The organism is Microbulbifer sp. MI-G (assembly GCF_030440425.1).
GTDB classification, from domain to species: Bacteria; Pseudomonadota; Gammaproteobacteria; order Pseudomonadales; family Cellvibrionaceae; genus Microbulbifer; species Microbulbifer spongiae.
Genome location: NZ_CP098023.1, coordinates 1,086,270 through 1,105,794, shown reverse-complemented (window position 1 = coordinate 1,105,794; position 19,525 = coordinate 1,086,270). Strand labels below are relative to the sequence as shown.

At 57.6% G+C, this 19,525-nt stretch carries 16 protein-coding genes; 7 read left to right on the top strand and 9 right to left on the bottom strand.

Features of this window, described 5'->3' with window-relative positions; translation table 11 throughout:
• Positions 1 to 819: 819 nt before the first annotated feature.
• The 6 genes from pyk to edd form a co-directional block, all read right to left on the bottom strand.
• Positions 820 to 2,256, bottom strand: a complete 1,437-nt coding sequence (pyk, locus tag M8T91_RS04555) for a pyruvate kinase (protein WP_301417254.1) — start codon at positions 2,254 to 2,256, stop codon at positions 820 to 822.
• 140 nt (positions 2,257 to 2,396) lie between these two features.
• The gene (gene gap, locus M8T91_RS04550) at positions 2,397 to 3,431 is read right to left on the bottom strand and encodes a type I glyceraldehyde-3-phosphate dehydrogenase (protein WP_301417252.1); all 1,035 of its coding nucleotides are present in this window, start codon (positions 3,429 to 3,431) and stop codon (positions 2,397 to 2,399) included.
• A 188-nt stretch (positions 3,432 to 3,619) separates the two neighbouring features.
• Positions 3,620 to 4,249, bottom strand: coding sequence for a bifunctional 4-hydroxy-2-oxoglutarate aldolase/2-dehydro-3-deoxy-phosphogluconate aldolase (locus M8T91_RS04545; protein WP_301417250.1), 630 nt, complete (start codon positions 4,247 to 4,249; stop codon positions 3,620 to 3,622).
• Between the two features lie 21 nt (positions 4,250 to 4,270).
• Positions 4,271 to 4,981, bottom strand: a complete 711-nt coding sequence (gene pgl, locus M8T91_RS04540; RefSeq protein WP_301417248.1) for a 6-phosphogluconolactonase — start codon at positions 4,979 to 4,981, stop codon at positions 4,271 to 4,273.
• A gap of 62 nt (positions 4,982 to 5,043) precedes the next feature.
• Complete coding sequence (gene zwf, locus M8T91_RS04535) at positions 5,044 to 6,504, bottom strand: glucose-6-phosphate dehydrogenase (protein WP_301417245.1); 1,461 nt, start codon at positions 6,502 to 6,504, stop codon at positions 5,044 to 5,046.
• 51 nt (positions 6,505 to 6,555) lie between these two features.
• Positions 6,556 to 8,373: a phosphogluconate dehydratase gene (gene edd / locus M8T91_RS04530; RefSeq protein WP_436970321.1), complete on the bottom strand. Its 1,818-nt coding sequence runs from the start codon at positions 8,371 to 8,373 to the stop codon at positions 6,556 to 6,558.
• 795 nt (positions 8,374 to 9,168) lie between these two features.
• Here edd and M8T91_RS04525 point away from each other — a divergent pair.
• From M8T91_RS04525 to M8T91_RS04515, 3 genes are all read left to right on the top strand, one after another.
• Positions 9,169 to 10,257 carry a LacI family DNA-binding transcriptional regulator gene (locus M8T91_RS04525; protein WP_301417243.1) on the top strand — a complete coding sequence of 363 codons (1,089 nt, stop codon included), beginning with the start codon at positions 9,169 to 9,171 and terminating at the stop codon, positions 10,255 to 10,257.
• A 197-nt stretch (positions 10,258 to 10,454) separates the two neighbouring features.
• Positions 10,455 to 11,321, top strand: coding sequence for a DUF6279 family lipoprotein (locus tag M8T91_RS04520; protein ID WP_301417241.1), 867 nt, complete (start codon positions 10,455 to 10,457; stop codon positions 11,319 to 11,321).
• Between the two features lie 107 nt (positions 11,322 to 11,428).
• Positions 11,429 to 12,718, top strand: a complete 1,290-nt coding sequence (locus M8T91_RS04515) for an aspartate aminotransferase type Ic (RefSeq protein WP_301417239.1) — start codon at positions 11,429 to 11,431, stop codon at positions 12,716 to 12,718.
• A gap of 9 nt (positions 12,719 to 12,727) precedes the next feature.
• Here the strand turns inward: M8T91_RS04515 and olsF are convergent, their stop codons facing one another.
• The 3 genes from olsF to M8T91_RS04500 form a co-directional block, all read right to left on the bottom strand.
• Positions 12,728 to 14,449 carry a bifunctional ornithine lipid synthase OlsF gene (gene olsF, locus M8T91_RS04510; RefSeq protein ID WP_301417237.1) on the bottom strand — a complete coding sequence of 574 codons (1,722 nt, stop codon included), beginning with the start codon at positions 14,447 to 14,449 and terminating at the stop codon, positions 12,728 to 12,730.
• Positions 14,446 to 14,664: a hypothetical protein gene (locus M8T91_RS04505; RefSeq protein WP_301417235.1), complete on the bottom strand. Its 219-nt coding sequence runs from the start codon at positions 14,662 to 14,664 to the stop codon at positions 14,446 to 14,448. The genes olsF and M8T91_RS04505 overlap by 4 nt, the downstream gene beginning before the upstream one ends.
• Positions 14,665 to 14,912: 248 nt before the next feature.
• Complete coding sequence (locus M8T91_RS04500; RefSeq protein WP_301417233.1) at positions 14,913 to 15,248, bottom strand: DUF1820 family protein; 336 nt, start codon at positions 15,246 to 15,248, stop codon at positions 14,913 to 14,915.
• Between the two features lie 169 nt (positions 15,249 to 15,417).
• Between M8T91_RS04500 and miaB the strand changes: the two genes are divergently transcribed.
• The 4 genes from miaB to M8T91_RS04480 all read left to right on the top strand — a co-directional run bounded on the left by miaB (position 15,418) and on the right by M8T91_RS04480 (position 19,463).
• Entirely contained in the window at positions 15,418 to 16,785 is a 1,368-nt protein-coding gene (gene miaB, locus M8T91_RS04495) for a tRNA (N6-isopentenyl adenosine(37)-C2)-methylthiotransferase MiaB (protein WP_301417231.1), read from the top strand.
• Between the two features lie 207 nt (positions 16,786 to 16,992).
• Positions 16,993 to 18,009, top strand: a complete 1,017-nt coding sequence (locus M8T91_RS04490; protein WP_301417229.1) for a PhoH family protein — start codon at positions 16,993 to 16,995, stop codon at positions 18,007 to 18,009.
• 17 nt (positions 18,010 to 18,026) lie between these two features.
• Positions 18,027 to 18,497, top strand: a complete 471-nt coding sequence (gene ybeY, locus M8T91_RS04485; RefSeq protein WP_301417227.1) for an rRNA maturation RNase YbeY — start codon at positions 18,027 to 18,029, stop codon at positions 18,495 to 18,497.
• Between the two features lie 69 nt (positions 18,498 to 18,566).
• On the top strand, positions 18,567 to 19,463 hold the full coding sequence (locus tag M8T91_RS04480) for a CorC family transporter (RefSeq protein WP_436970320.1): 897 nt from the start codon (positions 18,567 to 18,569) through the stop codon (positions 19,461 to 19,463).
• The last annotated feature ends 62 nt before the right edge of the window (positions 19,464 to 19,525 follow it).

Sequence of the window (19,525 nt, the reverse complement as noted above, 5' to 3'; positions counted from 1 at the left end):
TGATCCTTCAGTTGCTTTGCGCCAGCTTTTTGTTGTTCACGGTAATCGAACAATTCGCAAAGAGTTATTGCATTCATCTTCTTAACCGCGGCGGTCACTCCCCCAAGGGCAGCCACTTCCCTGTTACAAAAGTGCACCAATCCGAAATACACCAGACGGCGATCACCTGGCGAAATACCCGCAAAGAGCATGTTGAATTAGGGTAAACGCAATTTGTGAAAACTTAAATAGTGTTGGCTGCGCACCGCCTGGGTTAAGCAATGTCTCTTCACCAATAGTTTCACTGCAATGCCGGCAGGCACCGCCCGGCCTCCTCTGGCATCGGGTAACAGCCGGTATGGTTACCCGCCTGAAGAGATTAACGCAATTCGGCAAAGGGCAACAGCGCTATGCCATTACACGATATTGACGCTCTATTGAAAAATAAAAACCTTCAAAATAATTAAAATTATTTGATTTTTAATAGAGCATTCCCGCGCCTCTGCCATGGTAGCAATGAAATGGGCACTGTCACAGTGTGATACAACTACAACGGAATTTCTGCTGCAGATGCCCTTTTCAGCAAGCACTTTTGTGTTAGTGCGCACCATTATTAACAAAATAAGAATGGGTAATTTCCTGAGACCGGGATCTGGCAGCCAAAAGCGGCGGGCTCACTGTGAACTTGTGCACAGAATGGGTAAGGACAGGAAATGCAGGGTGCCCGGGTGGATCAAAAACCCGCGGATAGCACCCGGTGCTGACAGGGTAGCGCCCGCTGCCCTGCCACCGCAATCCCGCAACGGTGCCGGGTCAACGGTGGCAACAGCAAAGATCCGGTTATTCGATTTCCTTTATCCGCATGGAGCTGGTGTAGCCACCCACGTTGACCCGCTCTCCCTGGGTGATCAGAATGCGCTGCCCCTTTTGCAGGTCAATGCGCGAGCTGAGCACTTCAATAACGGCACCGGTCAATTGCCCCAGAGGCACTGTGGCCGGATCAAAGCTGACCGGCTCAACCCCGCGCAGCAATACCAACTGGCGAGCAACACGCGGATGCCGGGTAAGCGCGTAGATGGGCAGGCGGGTATTGGCGCGGGACATCATGCGCGGGGTGCGCCCGGATTCCGTCAGTGCCGCCACCGCACAGAGGTTTTCCACCCGTGCCGCCACATCGATGGCCGCCTGGGCGATCACGGTATCGATACGGTCCGAGGCGCCGTGCTCCTGCGGGGTGTAGGGCACACTGCCGAGATATTGCTCGGCACCCACAATCACCTCGCTCATGGACTCCACTGCCGCTACCGGGTAATCACCGGCGGCGGTTTCGGCGGACAGCATCACCGCATCGGTCCCATCCAGTACGGCATTGGCCACGTCCATCACCTCGGCACGGGTGGGTGTGGGGCTGGTGATCATGGATTCCATCATCTGGGTTGCGGTGATCACGCCGCGGTTGAGGGCGTTGGCGCGATGGATCAGTTTTTTTTGCACCCCCACCAGGGCCGGATCACCGATCTCTACCCCCAGGTCACCGCGGGCCACCATAATGGCATCCGAGGCAAAGATCAGGGCATCCATCTGTGCGCTATCGGCGACCGCTTCGGCGCGCTCTACCTTGGCCACAATGGCGGCCTGGCTACCGGCAGCCTGTATCGCCTTGCGGGCGGTTTCCAGGTCCTCGGCGCAGCGGGGGAAGCTCACCGCGAGAAAATCCACTTCCAGCTCTGCGGCCAGCTCGATATCCCGGTAGTCTTTTTCCGTCAGCGCCGGGGCAGACAGGCCGCCACCGAGGAGGTTGATGCCCTTGTTATTGGACAAGCGGCCGCCCTGCAATACGCGACAGTAGAGTTTAGTGGGGGTGGTGCCGGTCACTTCCAGGCGGATCTTGCCATCGTCGAGCAACAGCACACTGCCGGACTTGCAGTCGCTGATCAGGCTCGGGTAGTCGACCCCAACACGCTGCGCATCGCCGCCCTGGGGCGGGCAGTCCAGGTCCAATACAAATTCGTCGTTGTCCTCCAGCACCACGTGGCCTTCGGCAAAACGGGCAATGCGGATTTTGGGCCCCTGCAAGTCGCCCAGCACGGCAACGGTCCTGCCCTGTGCGGTTGCGGCATCACGCACTTCCTGTACCCGGCGGCGGTGGTCATCCGCGGAGCCGTGGGAGAAATTCAGGCGCACGATATTGACGCCGGCTCGAATCATTTCCTCGATAATATGGGGCTTGTCAGTGCCAGGGCCCAGGGTGGCAACGATTTTGGTATGGCGAATCATAAAGTCCTGTGAATTGATCAATAAGCATTAAGTCATGGGGGGCAATCCAGCGATTGTCGGCACCGGATTGATTTGCCGCAAACCGTGCGAGGCTATTCCGGTATCTGTTCTGCCGGCTGTGGAACAGGTTTGCACACAGATCAGGCGGACTCAGCAACCGGCAGGCGCAGCTGCTGCGCGGCGGCCATGGCCAGACTGGTATCCAGCATACGCTGGGAGAAACCCCATTCATTGTCGTACCAGGCCATCACTTTTACCAGATTGCCGTTCACGCGGGTGTGATTGGCATCGAAGTGGCTGGAGGCGCTGGTATGGTTGAAATCCACGGAAACCAGGGGCCGGTCGCAATAGGTCAGCACCCCCTTACTGGCCTCCGCAGCCTGCCGCATCAGGCGGTTCACCTCTTCGACGGTGGTATCCCGGGCGGCGATAAACTGGCAGTCTACCAGGGAGACATTGTTCACGGGAACGCGGACCGCCATACCGTCGAGCCGCCCTTTCAATTCCGGCAGTACCAGGCCCACCGCAGCGGCGGCGCCGGTCTTGGTGGGAATCATATTATCGGCTGCAGCGCGAGCCCGATACATATCCGCATGGACTGCATCCTGGGTGTTCTGGTCATTGGTGTAGGCATGCACGGTGGTCATAAAGCCGCGCTCAATACCCAGCCCGCGGTGCAACGCCTGCACCACCGGCGCCAGACAATTGGTGGTGCAGGAGGCATTGGAAACCACCCGGTGATCCGCGCTCAAGCTCCCATCATTGACGCCGTACACCACGGTAAGGTCGGCGTCTCTGGAGGGGGCGGAAATCAGTACCCCACTGGCACCCGCTGCGATATGTGCGCAGGCAGAGGCTCTATCGGTAAAGCGACCGGTACATTCCAGCACCAGATCCACCCCCAGTTTCTTCCAGGGCAATCTGGCTGGATCCCGTTCCTGGCATACCTGTACACGATCGCCACCGATGACCAGCGCATCGCCATCCACAGTGACCTCGGTGGCAAAGCGGCCGTGGATCGTGTCGAAACGGGTGAGGTGCGCATTGGTGGCTACCGGGGCGAGATCGTTGACTGCAACCAGTCGGATATGATCGCGATAGCCGGATTCATAAATGGCCCGGGTGACATTGCGGCCGATTCGACCGTAACCATTGATGGCAATGTTTATTTTCATCTGGCTTTATCCTGTTATTTTGGCTTTCCGCACTTTCTGGCCTGTGCGGATACCCTTTACCGAATGTTTGTGGCACTGAACCCGTTAACCCAGACAACTCTCTGCGACTGACCGGATGGCAACTGCCACAACCCTACCCGCGGGCCAGTTTTTGCAACGGTGGGTGCCCATCCCCGGCCACCGGCATATCAAGTTCTCAAAACTGCAGCTTGCTTTGCCAGGCGGGTGATCTCCGCCCAGTTTTTCTCCCGCACCAGCGCGCTGGGTGCCATCCAGGAACCGCCCACGCAAACCACATTGTCAAGCGCCAGATAGTCCGCTGCGTTATCCGGGCTGATACCGCCGGTGGGACAGAAGCGCACATCCGCCAGCGGGCCCGCAATGGATTTCAGCATCGGTACCCCACCGGCAGCCTGGGCCGGGAAAAACTTCTGGTAGCGATAGCCGTGCTCAAACAGGCGCATAACCTCGGAAACACTGGCTGCCCCGGGCAGCAGCGGCACATCGCAATCCTGCGCTGCCACCAACAACCGTTCGGTCACACCGGGGCTCACCACAAAGCTGGCACCAGAATCGACGGAGCGCCGCAAGTCATCACCATTCAAGACCGTACCGGTACCTATTTGCACCTCGGGCAAATGCCCGGCAATTCGCTCCACTGCCTCCAGGGCAGCCGCGGTGCGCAGGGTGACTTCAAGCACACGCAAACCGCCTTCGAGCAGCGCCCCGGCCAGGGGCAGTGCATCTTTCTGGTGTTCAATCACCAATACCGGAACAACACCAGCAACCGGTAAAATATCGGCGATATTTTTCTGCATTCGTCACATCCAGATGGTTTGTTAAGGTGCCCAGTAAACCGTGACCGGCTTCAGAGCCTGTTTGAGAACAGCGCGCACCGGCATTTCCATTTCATCACTGCCGAGCAACGCTTCGCGGTAAACATTCAGTTTTTCCTGGCCGGTGATTAATAGATTGATATGTCGCGCCTGCAAAATGGCGTTTGCGGTCAAGGTCATACGTTCGGTGTAGGCACCGGTTACCTCGCTTGGCCTGGCAGTGATTGCGCTGCAGAGTTTTTCAGACTGCGGATTCAGCGCGGGTGCAAGGCCCTGCGCATGGGGAAACCATGAGGCGGTGTGGCCATCGGCACCCATGCCCAGAATACAGACATCGAAAGGGCGCGGCAGTCGGGCATAGGCGCGCTCACATTCAGCCTCTCCCTCAGCCGCTGTTGCGTGAGAGGTTTTCATGGCCAACAGTGTCGCCTCTGCGGCGCAGTCCTGTAGCAGGCATTGTTGAATAAAGGCCTGGTTGCTGCCCCTTTGCGACGGGTCCACCCAGCGCTCGTCCACCAGTGCGGCGGTAATCTGCGACCAGGGCAAGGGGCGTTTGGAAAGCGCGCGATAAACAGGCTCCGGCGTGCTGCCACCGGAAACCAGGAAGGTGGCATGGCCCCTGGCGCTGATGCCCTGTTGCAATGCACAGGCACAATCATGGGCAAGCACCTGTACCAGGCGCTCGCGATCGGGATAAAACTTTTCCTCTGCCATGGAAATTTCCAGTCACTTCCCCGGAGATACGCCTGTTGCAGGCAGGGCAGCTCCGGCAATCATTACTTGGCGTTGAACCAGTGGCGGCCGCTACGGGCCAGTAATTCACCGGCCACCGTCGGCCCCCAGCTTCCCGCGGTGTAGGGTTTGGGCTGGTTGCTGGTGTCACGCCAGTGTTCAATAATCGGGTCGACCCAGGCCCAGGCCGCGGCCACTTCGTCGCAATGAATAAACAGGGCCGGATTATTGGCCGCCACATCCAGCATCAGGCGTTTATAGGCGTCGCTGCGAAAGCTGTCGTAGGTGTCCGACAGGTTTAAGTTCAGTTCCGCCTGCTGCAATTTTGTGGCCAGGCTGTCCATCTTCTTGGCCATCAATATCAACTTGATACTCTCTTCGGGCTGCAGGCGGATCACCAGGCGGTTGGGTATCACTTTGCCGGCACTCTCATCGTAGACGTGATGGGAGACCTTCTTGAACTGCACCACAATTTCGGCACAGCGCTTTTCCATACGCTTGCCTGTGCGCAGAAAAAAGGGCACGCCCGCCCAGCGCCAGCTGTCGATATGGGCCTGTATTGCCACAAAAGTCTCCGTAGCACTGGCACTGTGTTCCAGCTCTTGCAGGTAGCCGGGCACAGGCTGCCCGTCGATCTCTCCAGCCACGTACTGCCCGCGCACAACATTCTTATCCACTTCTGCAGCCCTCAGGGGTCGCAGGGCTTCCAGCACCTTGATTTTCTCCGCGCGAATATTTTTCGCGGACATGGTGTTGGGTGATTCCATCGCGATCAGGCACAACAGCTGCAACAGGTGGTTCTGCACCATATCCCGCAGTGCGCCCGTCTCATCGTAAAAGCCGGCACGCCCTTCCAGGCCGACCGTTTCCGAGATACTGATCTGGATATGGTCAATGGCTTTTGCATCCCACAGGTGCTCAAACAACACATTGCAGAAACGCAGGGCAAGCAGGTTTTGTACGGTTTCCTTGCCCAGGTAGTGATCGATGCGAAAAATATGGTCTTCGGGAAAATAACTGGCGAGTTTGCCGTTGATTTCACAGGAAGTCTGAGCGTTGTAACCCAGTGGTTTTTCCACAACCACGCGGGCCTTTTCACTGATCAGGCCTTTCCTGTGGAGGTTTTCACAGCACAGGCCAAAGACCCCCGGCGGGATTGCCAGGTAGAAAATACGCACACGCCCGGGATCTGTACCCAGGATGTCCACGAGGTATTCCCACCGGGTATCGGGCACGGCGATATCCAGCGCGACAGGACACAGCAGCTCGCTGAAGCCACGCCAACTGGAGTCGCGGTATTCACCCTCGCGCAAGTACGCCTGCAGGGCCCGCTGCGCGGTTTCCAGGTAACGGTCGACGTCCTCCCGGCGCCGGCATACCGGCAGGATTCTGCAACCCCGCGTCAGACTGCCCTCTCTAAACGCGCGGTAGAGCGCCGGTAGCAACTTGCGCAACGCAAGGTCACCGACTCCACCAAACAGCACCATGTCAAAAGGATCAAGCATAGGTTTCGCTCTGAGATCGTTTTCCTGCAATGCCTGACGGCACCGTTCTGGTTAATACAGAATACTGGCGCCCGTCTCCGCACCACTGGCAATGGCACGCATATTGGCAAAGAGTTCGCGGCCCATACCCCGGGCGCTTTCGGACAGGTCGCACTGGGCGATTTTGCGCGCGGCGAATACCTCTTCATCCACAAGCACGCGCAGCACACCCGCTTCACAATCCAGTTCAATCAGGTCGCCGTTGCGCACCCTGGCAATGGCCCCCCCTTCAACGGCCTCGGGGGATATATGAATGGCCGCCGGCACCTTGCCGGAAGCTCCGGACATACGCCCATCGGTGACCAATGCCACTTTGAACCCGCGATCCTGCAGTACCCCGAGCGTCGGCGTCAGCTTGTGCAGCTCCGGCATTCCGTTGGCACGGGGCCCCTGGAAACGCACCACGGCGACAAAATCCCGCTCCAGCTCACCAGCCTGAAAACGCGCCAGCAGTTCATCCTGGCTGTGCAGTACAATGGCCGGCGCCCTGATCTTGAGCTGTCCGGCTTCCAGTGCGGAAACCTTGATCACACTGCGACCCAGGTTGCCCTTGAGCAGTTGCAGCCCACCGTGGTGGGAAAAGGGATTGCTCACCGGGCGAATTACGGAGGTATCGCCACTCTCTTCCGGACCCGGTCGCCATACCACACCATCTCCGGCATCGTTGAGGAAGGGGTCGCAGCAATAGGGCTTGAGCCCCGACTCACCGAGCACCGTGTGCACGTCGTGGTGCAACAGACCGGCACTGAGCAATTCCCGAATCAAGAACTGCATACCCCCCGCCGCGGCAAAGTGATTAATGTCTGCGGTGCCGTTGGGGTAAACGTGGCACAACAGGGGCACCACTTCGGAGAGATCCGCCATGTCCTGCCAGGTCAACTGGATACCCGCGGCGCGGGCCATGGCCACCAGGTGCAGGGTGTGATTGGTGGAACCGCCGGTTGCCAACAACCCCACGATGCCGTTAACAAAGGCCTTTTCCGTGAGAATCTTGGCGATCGGTGTGTGTTGACTGGGCTCGGTAATTGTAACCAGTTGCGCCACTGCCGCTTCGTTCAGGGCATCGCGCAGGCCGGTGCCGGGATTGACAAAAGAGCTGCCCGGCAATTGCAGCCCCATGATTTCAACCAGCATCTGGTTGCTGTTGGCGGTGCCGTAGAAAGTACAGGTGCCGGCACTGTGATAGGAGGCGCTCTCCGCTTCCAACAGCTCTGCACGGCCCACCTTGCCCTCGGCGTAGAGCTGGCGTACCCGCCCCTTTTCCGCATTGGAAAGGCCGGTGGGCATAGGGCCGGCCGGAACAAAGATTGAGGGCAGATGCCCGAATGCCAGCGCCCCGATCACCATCCCGGGTACGATCTTGTCGCAGATACCGAGAAACATGGCGCCCTCAAAAATATCGTGGGACAGGGCCACCGCTGAGGACATGGCGATTACATCGCGAGAAAACAGGCCCAACTCCATCCCCGCCCGCCCCTGGGTAACGCCGTCACACATGGCCGGCACGCCACCGGCTACCTGCGCGCTGGCCCCGTGGCGCGCCGCCGCCTCTTTCAGGCGGGCCGGGTAAGTGCCGTAGGGTTGGTGTGCGGACAGCATATCGTTATAGGCGGTGACAATGCCCAGGTTGGGCCCGCGCCCGGAGGCAATCAATTGCTTGTCCCTTTGCGGGGCGGCGGCAATGGCATGGGCCAGGTTTCCGCAGGACAGCTGTGCACTGGCGGGACCTTCAAGATGCGCTCTGTCTACCTGCGCCAGATACTCTGCGCGGGATTCTTCACTGCGCCGGATAATGCGTTCCGTAACTGCCTGAACCTTACTGTGCACCATAACGTTTCCGTATAAATTCTGCAGGGATGGCCCCCGCGGTTCCATTGGCCATCACCCGATTTCGGTGGTACGCCCACTACCGCTGACTCTCCATCCCCGATAAAGCCAATCCGCGGTGGAAAATTCCTTCTCCAGCCTTTGGGTTGTAGTGCGGTTGGCGGGCTATCACCCAATAAAAGCACCTGGACCGGGGGCGCTTTAGCACATATTGGGTAGAGGGCAGGGCATTTGTTCCAACACAGTGCCCCTCCGACCAAATCAGCCAGACTCCCTGAAAAGTGGGTTGCTGGCAGGACGTGCACCCCACCCAGCCCACCTACAACCGCACCCGGAAAGGGCTCAGCTCTTTCTGACAAACACTATGTAGTAAAACTACACAAATTTCAACATCTGATGAGCAGCCTTATACTCAACCAAGTATTTTCAGACAATAAACCTCACAAATGCTCTAAATTTATCTGGAAAGTAGAACTTTTTACCTCCATATTGAAATTTTTGACTTCACAGCCCAGCAGAATCTGGCTCAGAAATGTAAGAAATTTACATATAGGTAACCCAGTGTTGACAGCCTGGTTATGACAAAGGAAACCGCGGGGCAAACCAGCCCCGACAGCGGCGCCGTCACGTTTTATCCACCCTGCGAAAACAGGTGCCAGGCGGATAAAATCCAGTGTTGACTGGCAGCAACTTGCAGACTGCTGCCAGACTGTTTAGCGGGCGCCAAATCGGGCGGGCGAGCAAACGCATGGCGGCCTCAAACTGCAATGGCCTCCGGCAAACGGATATTGTTACTCTATGAAAGTCACCATCAATGACGTGGCCAAGCGTGCAGGCGTTTCGATTAAGACCGTCTCGCGTGTCATCAACAATGAGCCCTCTGTGCGCCCGACCACCAGAACACGGGTCCGCATGGCAATACAGGCGCTGGATTACCGGCCCAATCTGGCGGCGCGCAACCTGGCCGGCACCCATTCCTATTCCATTGCCCTGATTTACGACAACCCCAATGCCTACTACGTGATGGATTTGCAAAACGGTATCCTCGCGGCCTGCAGGGCACGGGGCTATGAACTGCTGATCCATCCCAGCAGCGCCAAATCGCCCTCCATTCATGACGAACTGCACAAACTGGTGGAACAAAGCCGGATCGCAGGCCTGATACTGACACCCCCCTTCTCCGAATTCCCCGAGCTTATGGACACCCTGGAAGCCCTGGATGTGAAGTTTGTGCGGATTCTCTCCGCCCAGGCTGCCGACCAGCTGGAGGACAACTGTATCCAGGTGAATGACGCCGACGCCGCCTTTTCAATAACCCGGCATCTGGTGGAACTCGGACATCGACGCATCGGCTACCTGTACGGAGGCATTGAACACTTTTCCACCCTCGGCCGCCTTGAGGGTTACTTGAGGGCGCTGCAAGCAGCGGAACTGCCCGTCGATGACGAGATCATTCTCGAGGGGGAATACTCCTTCGATTCAGGTGTGGCAGGCGCCACCACCCTGCTGGAGTCCGACAGCCCCCCCACCGCCCTCTTTGCCGGTAATGATGAAATTGCCGCAGGCGCCCTCTTTGCCGCACGCATGATGAACATCGAAGTACCGCAGCAGCTGTCCATTGCAGGCTTTGAAGACAGCCCTTTTTCACGCCAGACCTGTCCCAAGCTCACCACCGCCCACCAGCCCAACGAGGAAATCGGACGCTGTGCAGCAGAGTTGGCACTTGAGCGGATTCACTGCAAGGGGGGCATGGAGAAAGAGAAACCACCGGAGAGTATCACCCGCCACTTCACGCCCAGGCTGATCGTGCGGGATTCTACAGGAGCGGCACCGAAGCAGGCTTCAGCCATTAAAGCCCAGCCGGCATCCCACAAAAAAACCGGGTGACCGGGGAGCGAACACCGGGTAACCGCCAATGCAGTTTTTTTGGATCTGACACCGACTGTCGCTGCCCTCACCTCCAAGGCCACGCGCATGGCTTACCCATCGACATGGGAAATGCCATTGTGTCGGCTATTGCCCTATCATCTATGCTTGGGGTTGCCCGTCGGAAACGACCGAACAATGTCCACAGGAAAGCGTCGATGGCACAGCCACCTGTCACGCTGATCAGGCCTTTCTGGCGCAAAGTTGCGCTCATTGCCTTTTTTGTATGCGTTGGCAGCTGTTCCAGTGTCCAGTTCGCCTACAACAATGTCGATTACTGGATACGCTGGAAAATCCGCGACTATGTGGACTTGAACCGGGCACAAGCGGTTGAGCTGCAAGCTGCCATGGACAGTTTTTTCCGCTGGCATCGACAGACCCAGTTGCAGCGTTACGCCGAGTTTCTCACCCACCTGGCCGACGGGGTAGATAAGGGCGCACTGGAAAACCCCCGGCTGGAACCAGTGGAACAGCAGCTGCAGCAGTTTCTGCACAGCGCCAGCGACAGTGCCTACGACCTGCTTCTTCCCATTGTGGCGCAACTGGATAAACACCAAATTGACGAGTTGCAAAAAAACTTGCAGAAGAAACAGCAACAGGCTTTGGAAGAGTGGCAGCAGCCCCCGGAGAAGATCCGGCGTAAACGCAACCGGCAGATCCGCAAAGAAGGCGAGCGCTGGCTCGGTCACCTCTCACAAGAACAGATACAGCTGATCGCCGCCTGGGTTTCCAAGGTGGAGTACAATCCCCAGTCCCGCAGTGCGCAGAGGCAACGCTGGCAATCGAAAGCCATTGACCTGTTGCGCAGCAAGCCGCCAGGCTATTTGGAAACATTGCGCAACCTGCTGGTGGACCCGCAGCAACTCTGGCCACCCCACTACCGGCAGGCGCAAGAGCGGCGCCAGGAGCAGGCGCGCGAACTCGCCGAGCAGATATTAGCCAGCACAAGTCCGGCCCAGCGCCATCACCTGAGTCGCGCCCTGCGGGAATATGCCCGGAATTTCCGTATACTGGCAAGCCAGTAAAGCCGCAGCAATACCGATTGGATCACCTTCACGGACAACTACTGCGGACGCAGTCACCGACAGATTACCAAGCTCGCACACTCAAATAATCAGCCAGGGGAACCCCCGTGCACATTGAATCCGCCACCAGCAGCCAATTAGTCGAATGGGAAAAGGAACTGAGTGTTCACTACGAACGAATCTGCCAGCATGAACTGAGTCTGGATATTACCCGCGGCAAACCCTCGGCGGAACAGCTGCATTTATCCGACAAACTCGATGGCATTCTCGCCACCGATTACCGTGCTGCCGACGGTACGGATACGCGCAATTATGGCGGTATGACCGGCCTTAGCTGCGCCCGGGCCCTTGGCGCGGATCTGTTGCAGGTGCCAACAGAGGAAGTCATGGCCGGTGGCAACAGCTCCCTGACCCTGATGTACCATGCCGTACTGACCGGATACCTATTCGGCTTCGCCGGCAATGTCCCCTGGCGGGCACTGGAATCCCCCAAATTTCTCTGCCCGGTGCCCGGTTATGATCGCCATTTTACCATTTGCGAGCAGCTCGGTATTGGCATGCTCGCCATCCCTCTGGGGAAAGGGGGGCCGGACATGGAGTGCGTCGAAAAGCACGTCCGCGAGGACGGTGACATTATCGGCATCTGGTGCGTACCCAAATACGCCAATCCCACTGGCATCACCTACAACAGGGAAACGGTGGAGCGCCTGGCCCAATTGGGGCAGATTGCCAATCCCGGTTTCCGGATTTTCTGGGACAACGCCTACGCCGTGCATGACCTGGGACCATCTATCAACCTTGCCAGTATCCGCGCAGCCACCCTGGAAAATGACACCGTGGACTCCGTGCTGCAGTTTGCCTCCACGTCCAAGGTCACCCATGCGGGCTCGGGCATTGCTTTCGTCAGCGCCAGCAGCGCCAACCTGGATTCACTGAAGCTCCAGATGCAGGCGATGACCATAGGCCCGGACAAAGTGAATCAGTTGCGCCATTCGCGCTTTTTCACCGAATGCACCACGCTTGAGGAGCATATGCACAAGCATGCCAGTATTCTCAAGCCAAAATTCGAGTGTGTGCTGGAGCATCTGCAAAATGCCCTGGGCGATTCGGGTATGGGCCAATGGGAGAAGCCTCGAGGCGGTTATTTCGTCTCTTTCAATACCCGCCCCGGCTGCGCAAAGGCTGTGGTGGGGCTGGCGGCAGATGCGGGCGTGAAACTCACACCCGCAGGCGCCACCTTCCCCTATGGCAATGATCCCGAAGACAGCAATATCCGCATAGCCCCGAGCTTTCCACCACTGGAAGAACTGGATACCGCCATGTCGGTGTTCGTGCTCTGCGTACAGCTGGCAAGCGTGCGCCAGCGGCTGGCGCAGTGCCGAAATGCGAGCGGTTAAGCCCGCACCCTACTTGGAGGCCGGGCCAATATCTGGGGCCGGTGTAGTAGCGGAAACCATTCCGCTCAAGTAGCGCTTGGCAAATTTCTTATCCGCCAGACTGAGGTCAACGACCACCAGGCCATCCACGGCATCACAAAAACCCGGATCGATATTGAAGGCGTGAAAACTGGTTCCACCCGGTTGGGTCAACGCTGCGTATTTCTTAAACAGCGGGGGCAACATCACTCCCTCTTCACGCAGCACCTGCTTTAGCTGGCGCAAATCCGCCAATGAATCCCCGGTTAATTCCGGTAGCGGTTCCCGGTCCCAAGGAAAAGGCAGGCGCGCATCCCCCAGGGGCCGCTCCGGGGCAAAATAGTGGGAGAAATAGCGCACGATGGCGGATTTGGCACGCACGGAAAATGTTCCCGGCATGGAGACCGGCCCGAATAGATAACGCACCTGCTTGCGCATCACCCATTGGCCAATGGCAGTCCACAGCAAGTCGAGGCCGCAACCACGCCAGTATTCCGGCAGCAGGAAACTGCGCCCCAGTTCCGCCGAGCCCGGCAGGCTTTCGCGCGGCGGGTGTGCATAATTAAACAGGGTACTGCTGTAAATCTCGTCCTCCGCCAGGGCCTCGGTGGACGCCAGGCGGTAGGCTCCGGCAATCCGCCTGCGCCCGCTATCCCAAAGCAACAAGTGGTCGTAGTGCGCATCGAAGGCATCCCAGTCCCGGCTCTGTCCTGTGCCCTCACCCACCGCCCGAAACGCCACCTCACGCACTCGTGCCAGTTCACGCATCACCGGGCAATCGGCTTGCTGCCGGTAGAGATGCACCGACAGGTCACCCTGCCGGGCAAGCACCTCACAGGGCGCGATCCTTTTCATCACTTGGGCCTGGGGCTCCGCAGCGGCGATCAATTCGGGACCAAGAGGCGGGGGCGAGCGATGCAGCTGGTAGACATGCTTGCGCCAGAGCGCAGCCTTGGCTCTCGGTGTCAGGGGCCAGCTGCAACAGTGCTCCGCTTCGAGGGGGTGGCCGATGCGGACTTCTATGCTGCGACTGGCCTGCTTGAACATTTCCCGCACCAGCCAGAGCGTCGAGATGGGTTTGTTCAGGGTCGACAGGCCGTAAAACCACCAGGAATTTCTGCCCAGTACCTGAACAGGCAGAATCGGCGCCCCGGCCTTCTCTGCAATTCGCGCAAAGCCCGGGTTCCAGCGCCCATCCCTCACACCCTTGGGGGTCAGTCGCGAAACTTCGCCGGCGGGAAAAAATAGAATGGCCCCCCCTTGCCCGAGATGATCGTAAATACCCTGAACATCTGCACGGTGAGTGCGGCCGTGAAAATTATCCACCGGCAGAAAGAACGGGCGCAGGGGCTTGAGGCTCCACAATAACCGGCTGGCCACAGCGCGCACATCTCTGCGCACCCGGGATACCATATCGATCAGGGCGAGGCCATCAAGGCTGCCGAGGGGATGGTTGGCAACGATCACCAGCGGTCCGTCAGCCGGCACCCGCTCCAGCTCTGAGGGATCCAGGCCGTAGCGGAAGTCCAGATCAGTGAATAGCTGACGGATAAAATCGATCCCACCCAAATGGGGATATCGCCGCCCAAATTCCACTATCCGCTCTTCACAACAGATTTTCTTCAGGGTTGCGGAAACCAGTTTGCGGGTTGGTTTTTGTGGCGCTGCGCTGTACCAGGCATTTTTTTGCAGAAGGTGTTCAACTCGAATCATGCCGCCACCACCTCTGCCGTGAAGTTGGGGATGTTCGGTGTCCGCCACCAGGTCCTCCGCCCTAGAGACGGTGCCTGTCCATCGCACTTGCCTCTGGCCGGATAATCCCTGTCAGCACAGGTTTGCGCCAGAAAATCTACTGGCCGACAGGACGCGCTATCGCTACTGCCCGGATGGGCACCTGATATCCACAGTACGCGGTAGCGATTTCTCATAGCAAGCTTTCCGCCTTTGATCGGCAACTGACCCGGCCACCGGCCAGATCTGTGCGGGACACAGTCAAATTCGAAACCGGTAAAACGGTTTGTCGTCTAAACAATGACTGTGCAGCGGCTTGATGACAGTGCAGTGTAGCTTTCTTGAAGCTTATATGGCAACAGAAGACAGAGGCGCAAAGGGGACGATGGCGGCCAAACCACCGGACCCCAAGCCCGGCAGCATTGGTTCAGGCAGGAAGGATGCCTTATTCGGTATCCTGAGGGCGACTGATGGGCGGCGCAAAGGGAAACTTTGCCACTTTGTCCCCCCCCTTGGCCTCTACGATTTTGCCAGTGCCCTCCTTTTCCACTTCGTCGATACGCACAATGCTGTGCATCGGGATATAGGAGCGCGCAACCGAAGCGAACTCGGTTTTCAGCTTTTCTTCGCTGGGGTCCACCACCAGCTGCGCCTTTTCTCCAAATACAAACTCTTCGACTTCGATAAAGCCGTACATATCACTCTGGTAAATGGCCCGAGCGTAGAGTTCATACACCTGGTTCTGGTTGTGAAAAATCACTTTATAAATCGGGTTGGCCATAGGTCTCTCTGGATGGGAATTACCCCGAAACTCAAATTAGTCAGCAGCGGACAAAGCGCGCAAGAATAGCACAGGTTTACAACCGCTAATATAGCCGTCTAGGCAGTGCCGGACCGTATGGCTATAATGCGCCCCCCATTCAATTGACCAGATTTCAATCAGGCAGAATATGTCCGATACCCCGGTGAAGAAACTCTACATCAAGACCCATGGTTGCCAAATGAACGAGTACGATTCCGCCCGGATGCGCGACCTGCTTGGGGAATCTCACGCCATGATTCCCACCGACAATCCCGCTGAAGCAGATGTACTGTTGGTCAACACCTGTTCTATCCGCGAGAAGGCGCAGGAAAAACTGTTCCATCAACTGGGCCGCTGGAAGCACCTCAAGGAAAAAAATCCCGGCCTGGTCATCGGTGTCGGCGGCTGTGTTGCCAGCCAGGAGGGTGAAGCGATCGCCAGACGCGCACCCTACGTGGACCTGATTTTTGGCCCTCAAACCCTGCACCGACTGCCGGAAATGATGGAAACCCGGGCGCAAAAAAATGGCGCTGTGGTGGTAGATGTGAGCTTCCCGGAAATTGAGAAGTTCGACCGCCTGCCCCAACCCGAGGCCGATGGCGTCACTGCCTTTGTGTCAGTCATGGAGGGTTGTTCCAAGTACTGTACCTTCTGTGTGGTGCCCTATACCCGCGGCGAGGAAGTGAGCCGCCCGGTTGCCGATGTACTGGAGGAGGTGGTGCACCTGGCCAGTCAGGGTGTGCGCGAAGTGAACCTCCTGGGCCAGAATGTGAACGCCTACCACAGTGTCGGTGAGGATGGCCACGCAGTGGACTTTGCCGAGCTGATTACCTATGTTGCAGCCATCGAGGGTATTGACCGCATTCGCTACACTACGTCCCATCCCGTGGAGTTTTCCGATGCGCTGATCGATGTGTATGGGCGGGTACCGGAACTGGTCAGCCACCTCCACCTGCCGGTGCAGAGTGGCTCTGATCGCATCCTCATGGCAATGAAACGCGGCCATACCGCACTGGAGTACAAATCCAAGATTCGCCGCCTGAAGGGGATCCGCCCGGATATCTGCCTTTCCTCGGACTTTATTGTGGGCTTTCCCGGCGAGACCGACAGGGATTTTGAAGCCACAATGAATCTGATCGAGGATGTGGGGTTTGATATCTCGTTCAGTTTTATCTACTCACCGCGCCCGGGTACACCGGCAGCCGACCTGCCCGATAACACCCCGCAAGAGACCAAAAAACAGCGTCTGCAGCTACTGCAAAACCGCATTAGCCAGCATGCCTCCGCCATTGCGCGGCGCATGGTTGGCAACACTGAGCGGGTCCTTGTTACCGGGGTATCCAAAAAAGACCCGGGGCAATTACAGGGTCGCACTGAAAATAACCGGGTGGTCAACTTCCGTGCCGGCAACCTGGCCCTGATCGGAAAATTTGCCGATATACAGATTGTAGAGGCCCTGCCCAACTCCCTGCGCGGCACATTACTCGCATCAGAACTGGAGAAGAGTCTGTTCTGAGAAGCCAGGGACAACCTGTGCCCGGACAGGACGCTACCGGAAAATCAACCCTGACGCCCAGAACGGCAAGGGTTAAGAGTGATATTTCAATAAGTAATTAAAATATCTATTAGATATAACCTATTTGTAACACCCAGGTCTTTCCCATACTGGGAAAATAGGTATACCCTAGCAGTGAACCCCTTACTTTAAGGTGCCGGAAACAGTTTGGAAACACATACTCTCGCTCACAGTATCACCCTCGAGCCCAATGACGCCCGCCGACTCGCCAACCTCTGCGGTCAATTTGACCAACATCTCCGCCAAATAGAACAGCGACTGGACATTGAGATCCGCAATCGCGGCAACCTGTTTGCCTTTTATGGCGAGCCCCAGTCTGCCCGCGCTGCCGGCGAGTTAATCAACGCCCTATACCGGGAGACCGGCTCCCGGAACCACCTGACCCCAGACGAGATTCACCTGGCCCTGCAACAATCGGGCGTGGAGGAATTGCTCAGCAATGGCGCGTCCGGGGAAGACGACCAGGTGGTTTTAATCCGTACCAAAAAATGCTCGGTACGACCGCGCGGTATGAACCAGCGCAAATATGTGTGTGCGGTACAGTCCAGCGATATCAACTTCGGCATTGGCCCGGCGGGGACCGGCAAGACCTACCTGGCGGTGGCCTGTGCGGTGGAGGCCCTTCTCAAGGACCGGGTCGAGCGTATTTTACTGGTACGCCCGGCTGTTGAGGCCGGTGAAAAACTGGGCTTTTTGCCCGGCGACCTGAGCCAGAAAGTGGACCCCTACCTGCGCCCGCTCTACGACGCCCTCTACGAGATGCTCGGCTTTGAGACCGTCGGCAAGCTGATCGAGCGCAATGTCATAGAAGTGGCACCGCTCGCCTATATGCGCGGGCGCACCTTGAACAATGCCTTCGTGATACTCGACGAGAGCCAGAACACCACCCGCGAGCAGATGAAGATGTTCCTGACGCGTATTGGCTTCGGTTCCACCGCGGTCATTACCGGCGATCCCAGCCAGGTGGATCTGCCCCGCGGGCAGGTTTCAGGCCTGCGCCATGCGGTGGAAGTCCTGGGCAAGGTCAAGGGCATCAGCTTGACCTACTTTGGCGCCAAGGATGTTGTTCGCCACCCCCTTGTCCAACGCATTGTAGAGGCCTACGATATTCACGAGGCTGAACGCGAAATAACCGCCGGCAAGGCCAGCGAAAATGCCGCTTGACACCCAGCTGCCGAGTAATGATTGATTTGACACTCGATGTACAGCGGGCCAGCCGTTGCATGCACCTGCCCTCCAACCAGGCCATTCACTCCTGGGTTGCCAAAGCACTGACCGGGCATCGGGAAGTAGCCGAACTCTCCGTGCGCATTGTCGACAGGGAGGAAAGCCAGCAGCTCAACAACCGGTACCGCGGCAGGGATGTGCCTACCAATGTTTTGTCCTTTCAGGCAGATTTACCTGCGGAGCTCAATCTTCCCCTACTGGGGGATCTTGTGATCTGTGCTCCGGTAGTACAGTTGGAGGCGGAGCAACAGTACAAATCACTGTCGGCGCACTGGGCACATATGACGGTCCATGGCACACTGCACCTGCTGGGCTATGACCACGTCGAGGATGCCGATGCAGCGGTGATGGAAAAGCTGGAGACAGACCTGCTGGCCAGCCTCGGCTTTTCCGCTCCCTACACCCCTGTCGGGAAGGCGAAATGACAGCTCACTGCGCAGCCAAACTGCCCAAGCAATGCCACTAATTACCCCGAGACGAGAGATATCCGGAGCATGGCCACTTCCATGACCACAGACGAACCCCCAAGTAGTCACTTATCCAACAAGTCCCGATCCAGTGAAAAAAACTGGCTGGAAAAACTGTTCAGCGCTTTCTCCGCCGAACCCAAATCCCGCGATGAGTTACTGGACATCATCAAGGAGGCGGCTGAAAACCAATTGGTGGACGCAGAGGCGCTGTCCATCATTGAAGGCGCTCTGGATGTCTCCACCCAGCAGGTGCGGGAGATTATGATTCCCCGCTCCCAGATGGTTGTGGTGGGCCTCAGGGACAAGCCCGAAACCTTTCTGCCCAAAATTATCGAATCCGGCCACTCCCGCTTCCCAGTGGTCGGTGAAAGTATCGACGATATCCGCGGAATACTGCTCGCCAAGGACCTGCTCCCTCTGCTCCTCAGGGGCGTTGGCGAATTTCAGCTCGAGGATATCATTCGCCCCGCCAATATCATTCCCGAAAGCAAGCGCCTGAATATCCTGCTGAAGGAATTTCGCGAAAACCGCTACCATATGGCCATTGTTATCGATGAGTATGGCGGCGTCTCCGGGGTCGTAACCATTGAAGATATTCTCGAAGAGATTGTCGGGGAAATTGAAGACGAAACCGACGAGGAGGAAGCGGATAGCTTTATCCGCCGGGTGGGCGATAATGACTACATCGTCAAAGCACTTACCCCTATCGAGGAATTCAACGGGTTTTTTGAATGTGCGTTCAGCGATGAAGAATTTGACACGATTGGTGGTCTAATCATGCAGTCTTTTGGTCACCTGCCCGGGCGCGATGAGGTGACCCGCCTCGGAGACTTTATGTTCCGCGTACTCTATGCCGACAACCGACAGATTCACCTGTTGCGCGTGGCCCATATTCACAAACCGCCGGAAGAGGACAGTTGACACAGGGCACCCCTAACACCCGCAGCCGGCACGCAGATTTGCAGCGCGCCAGCCGATGACCC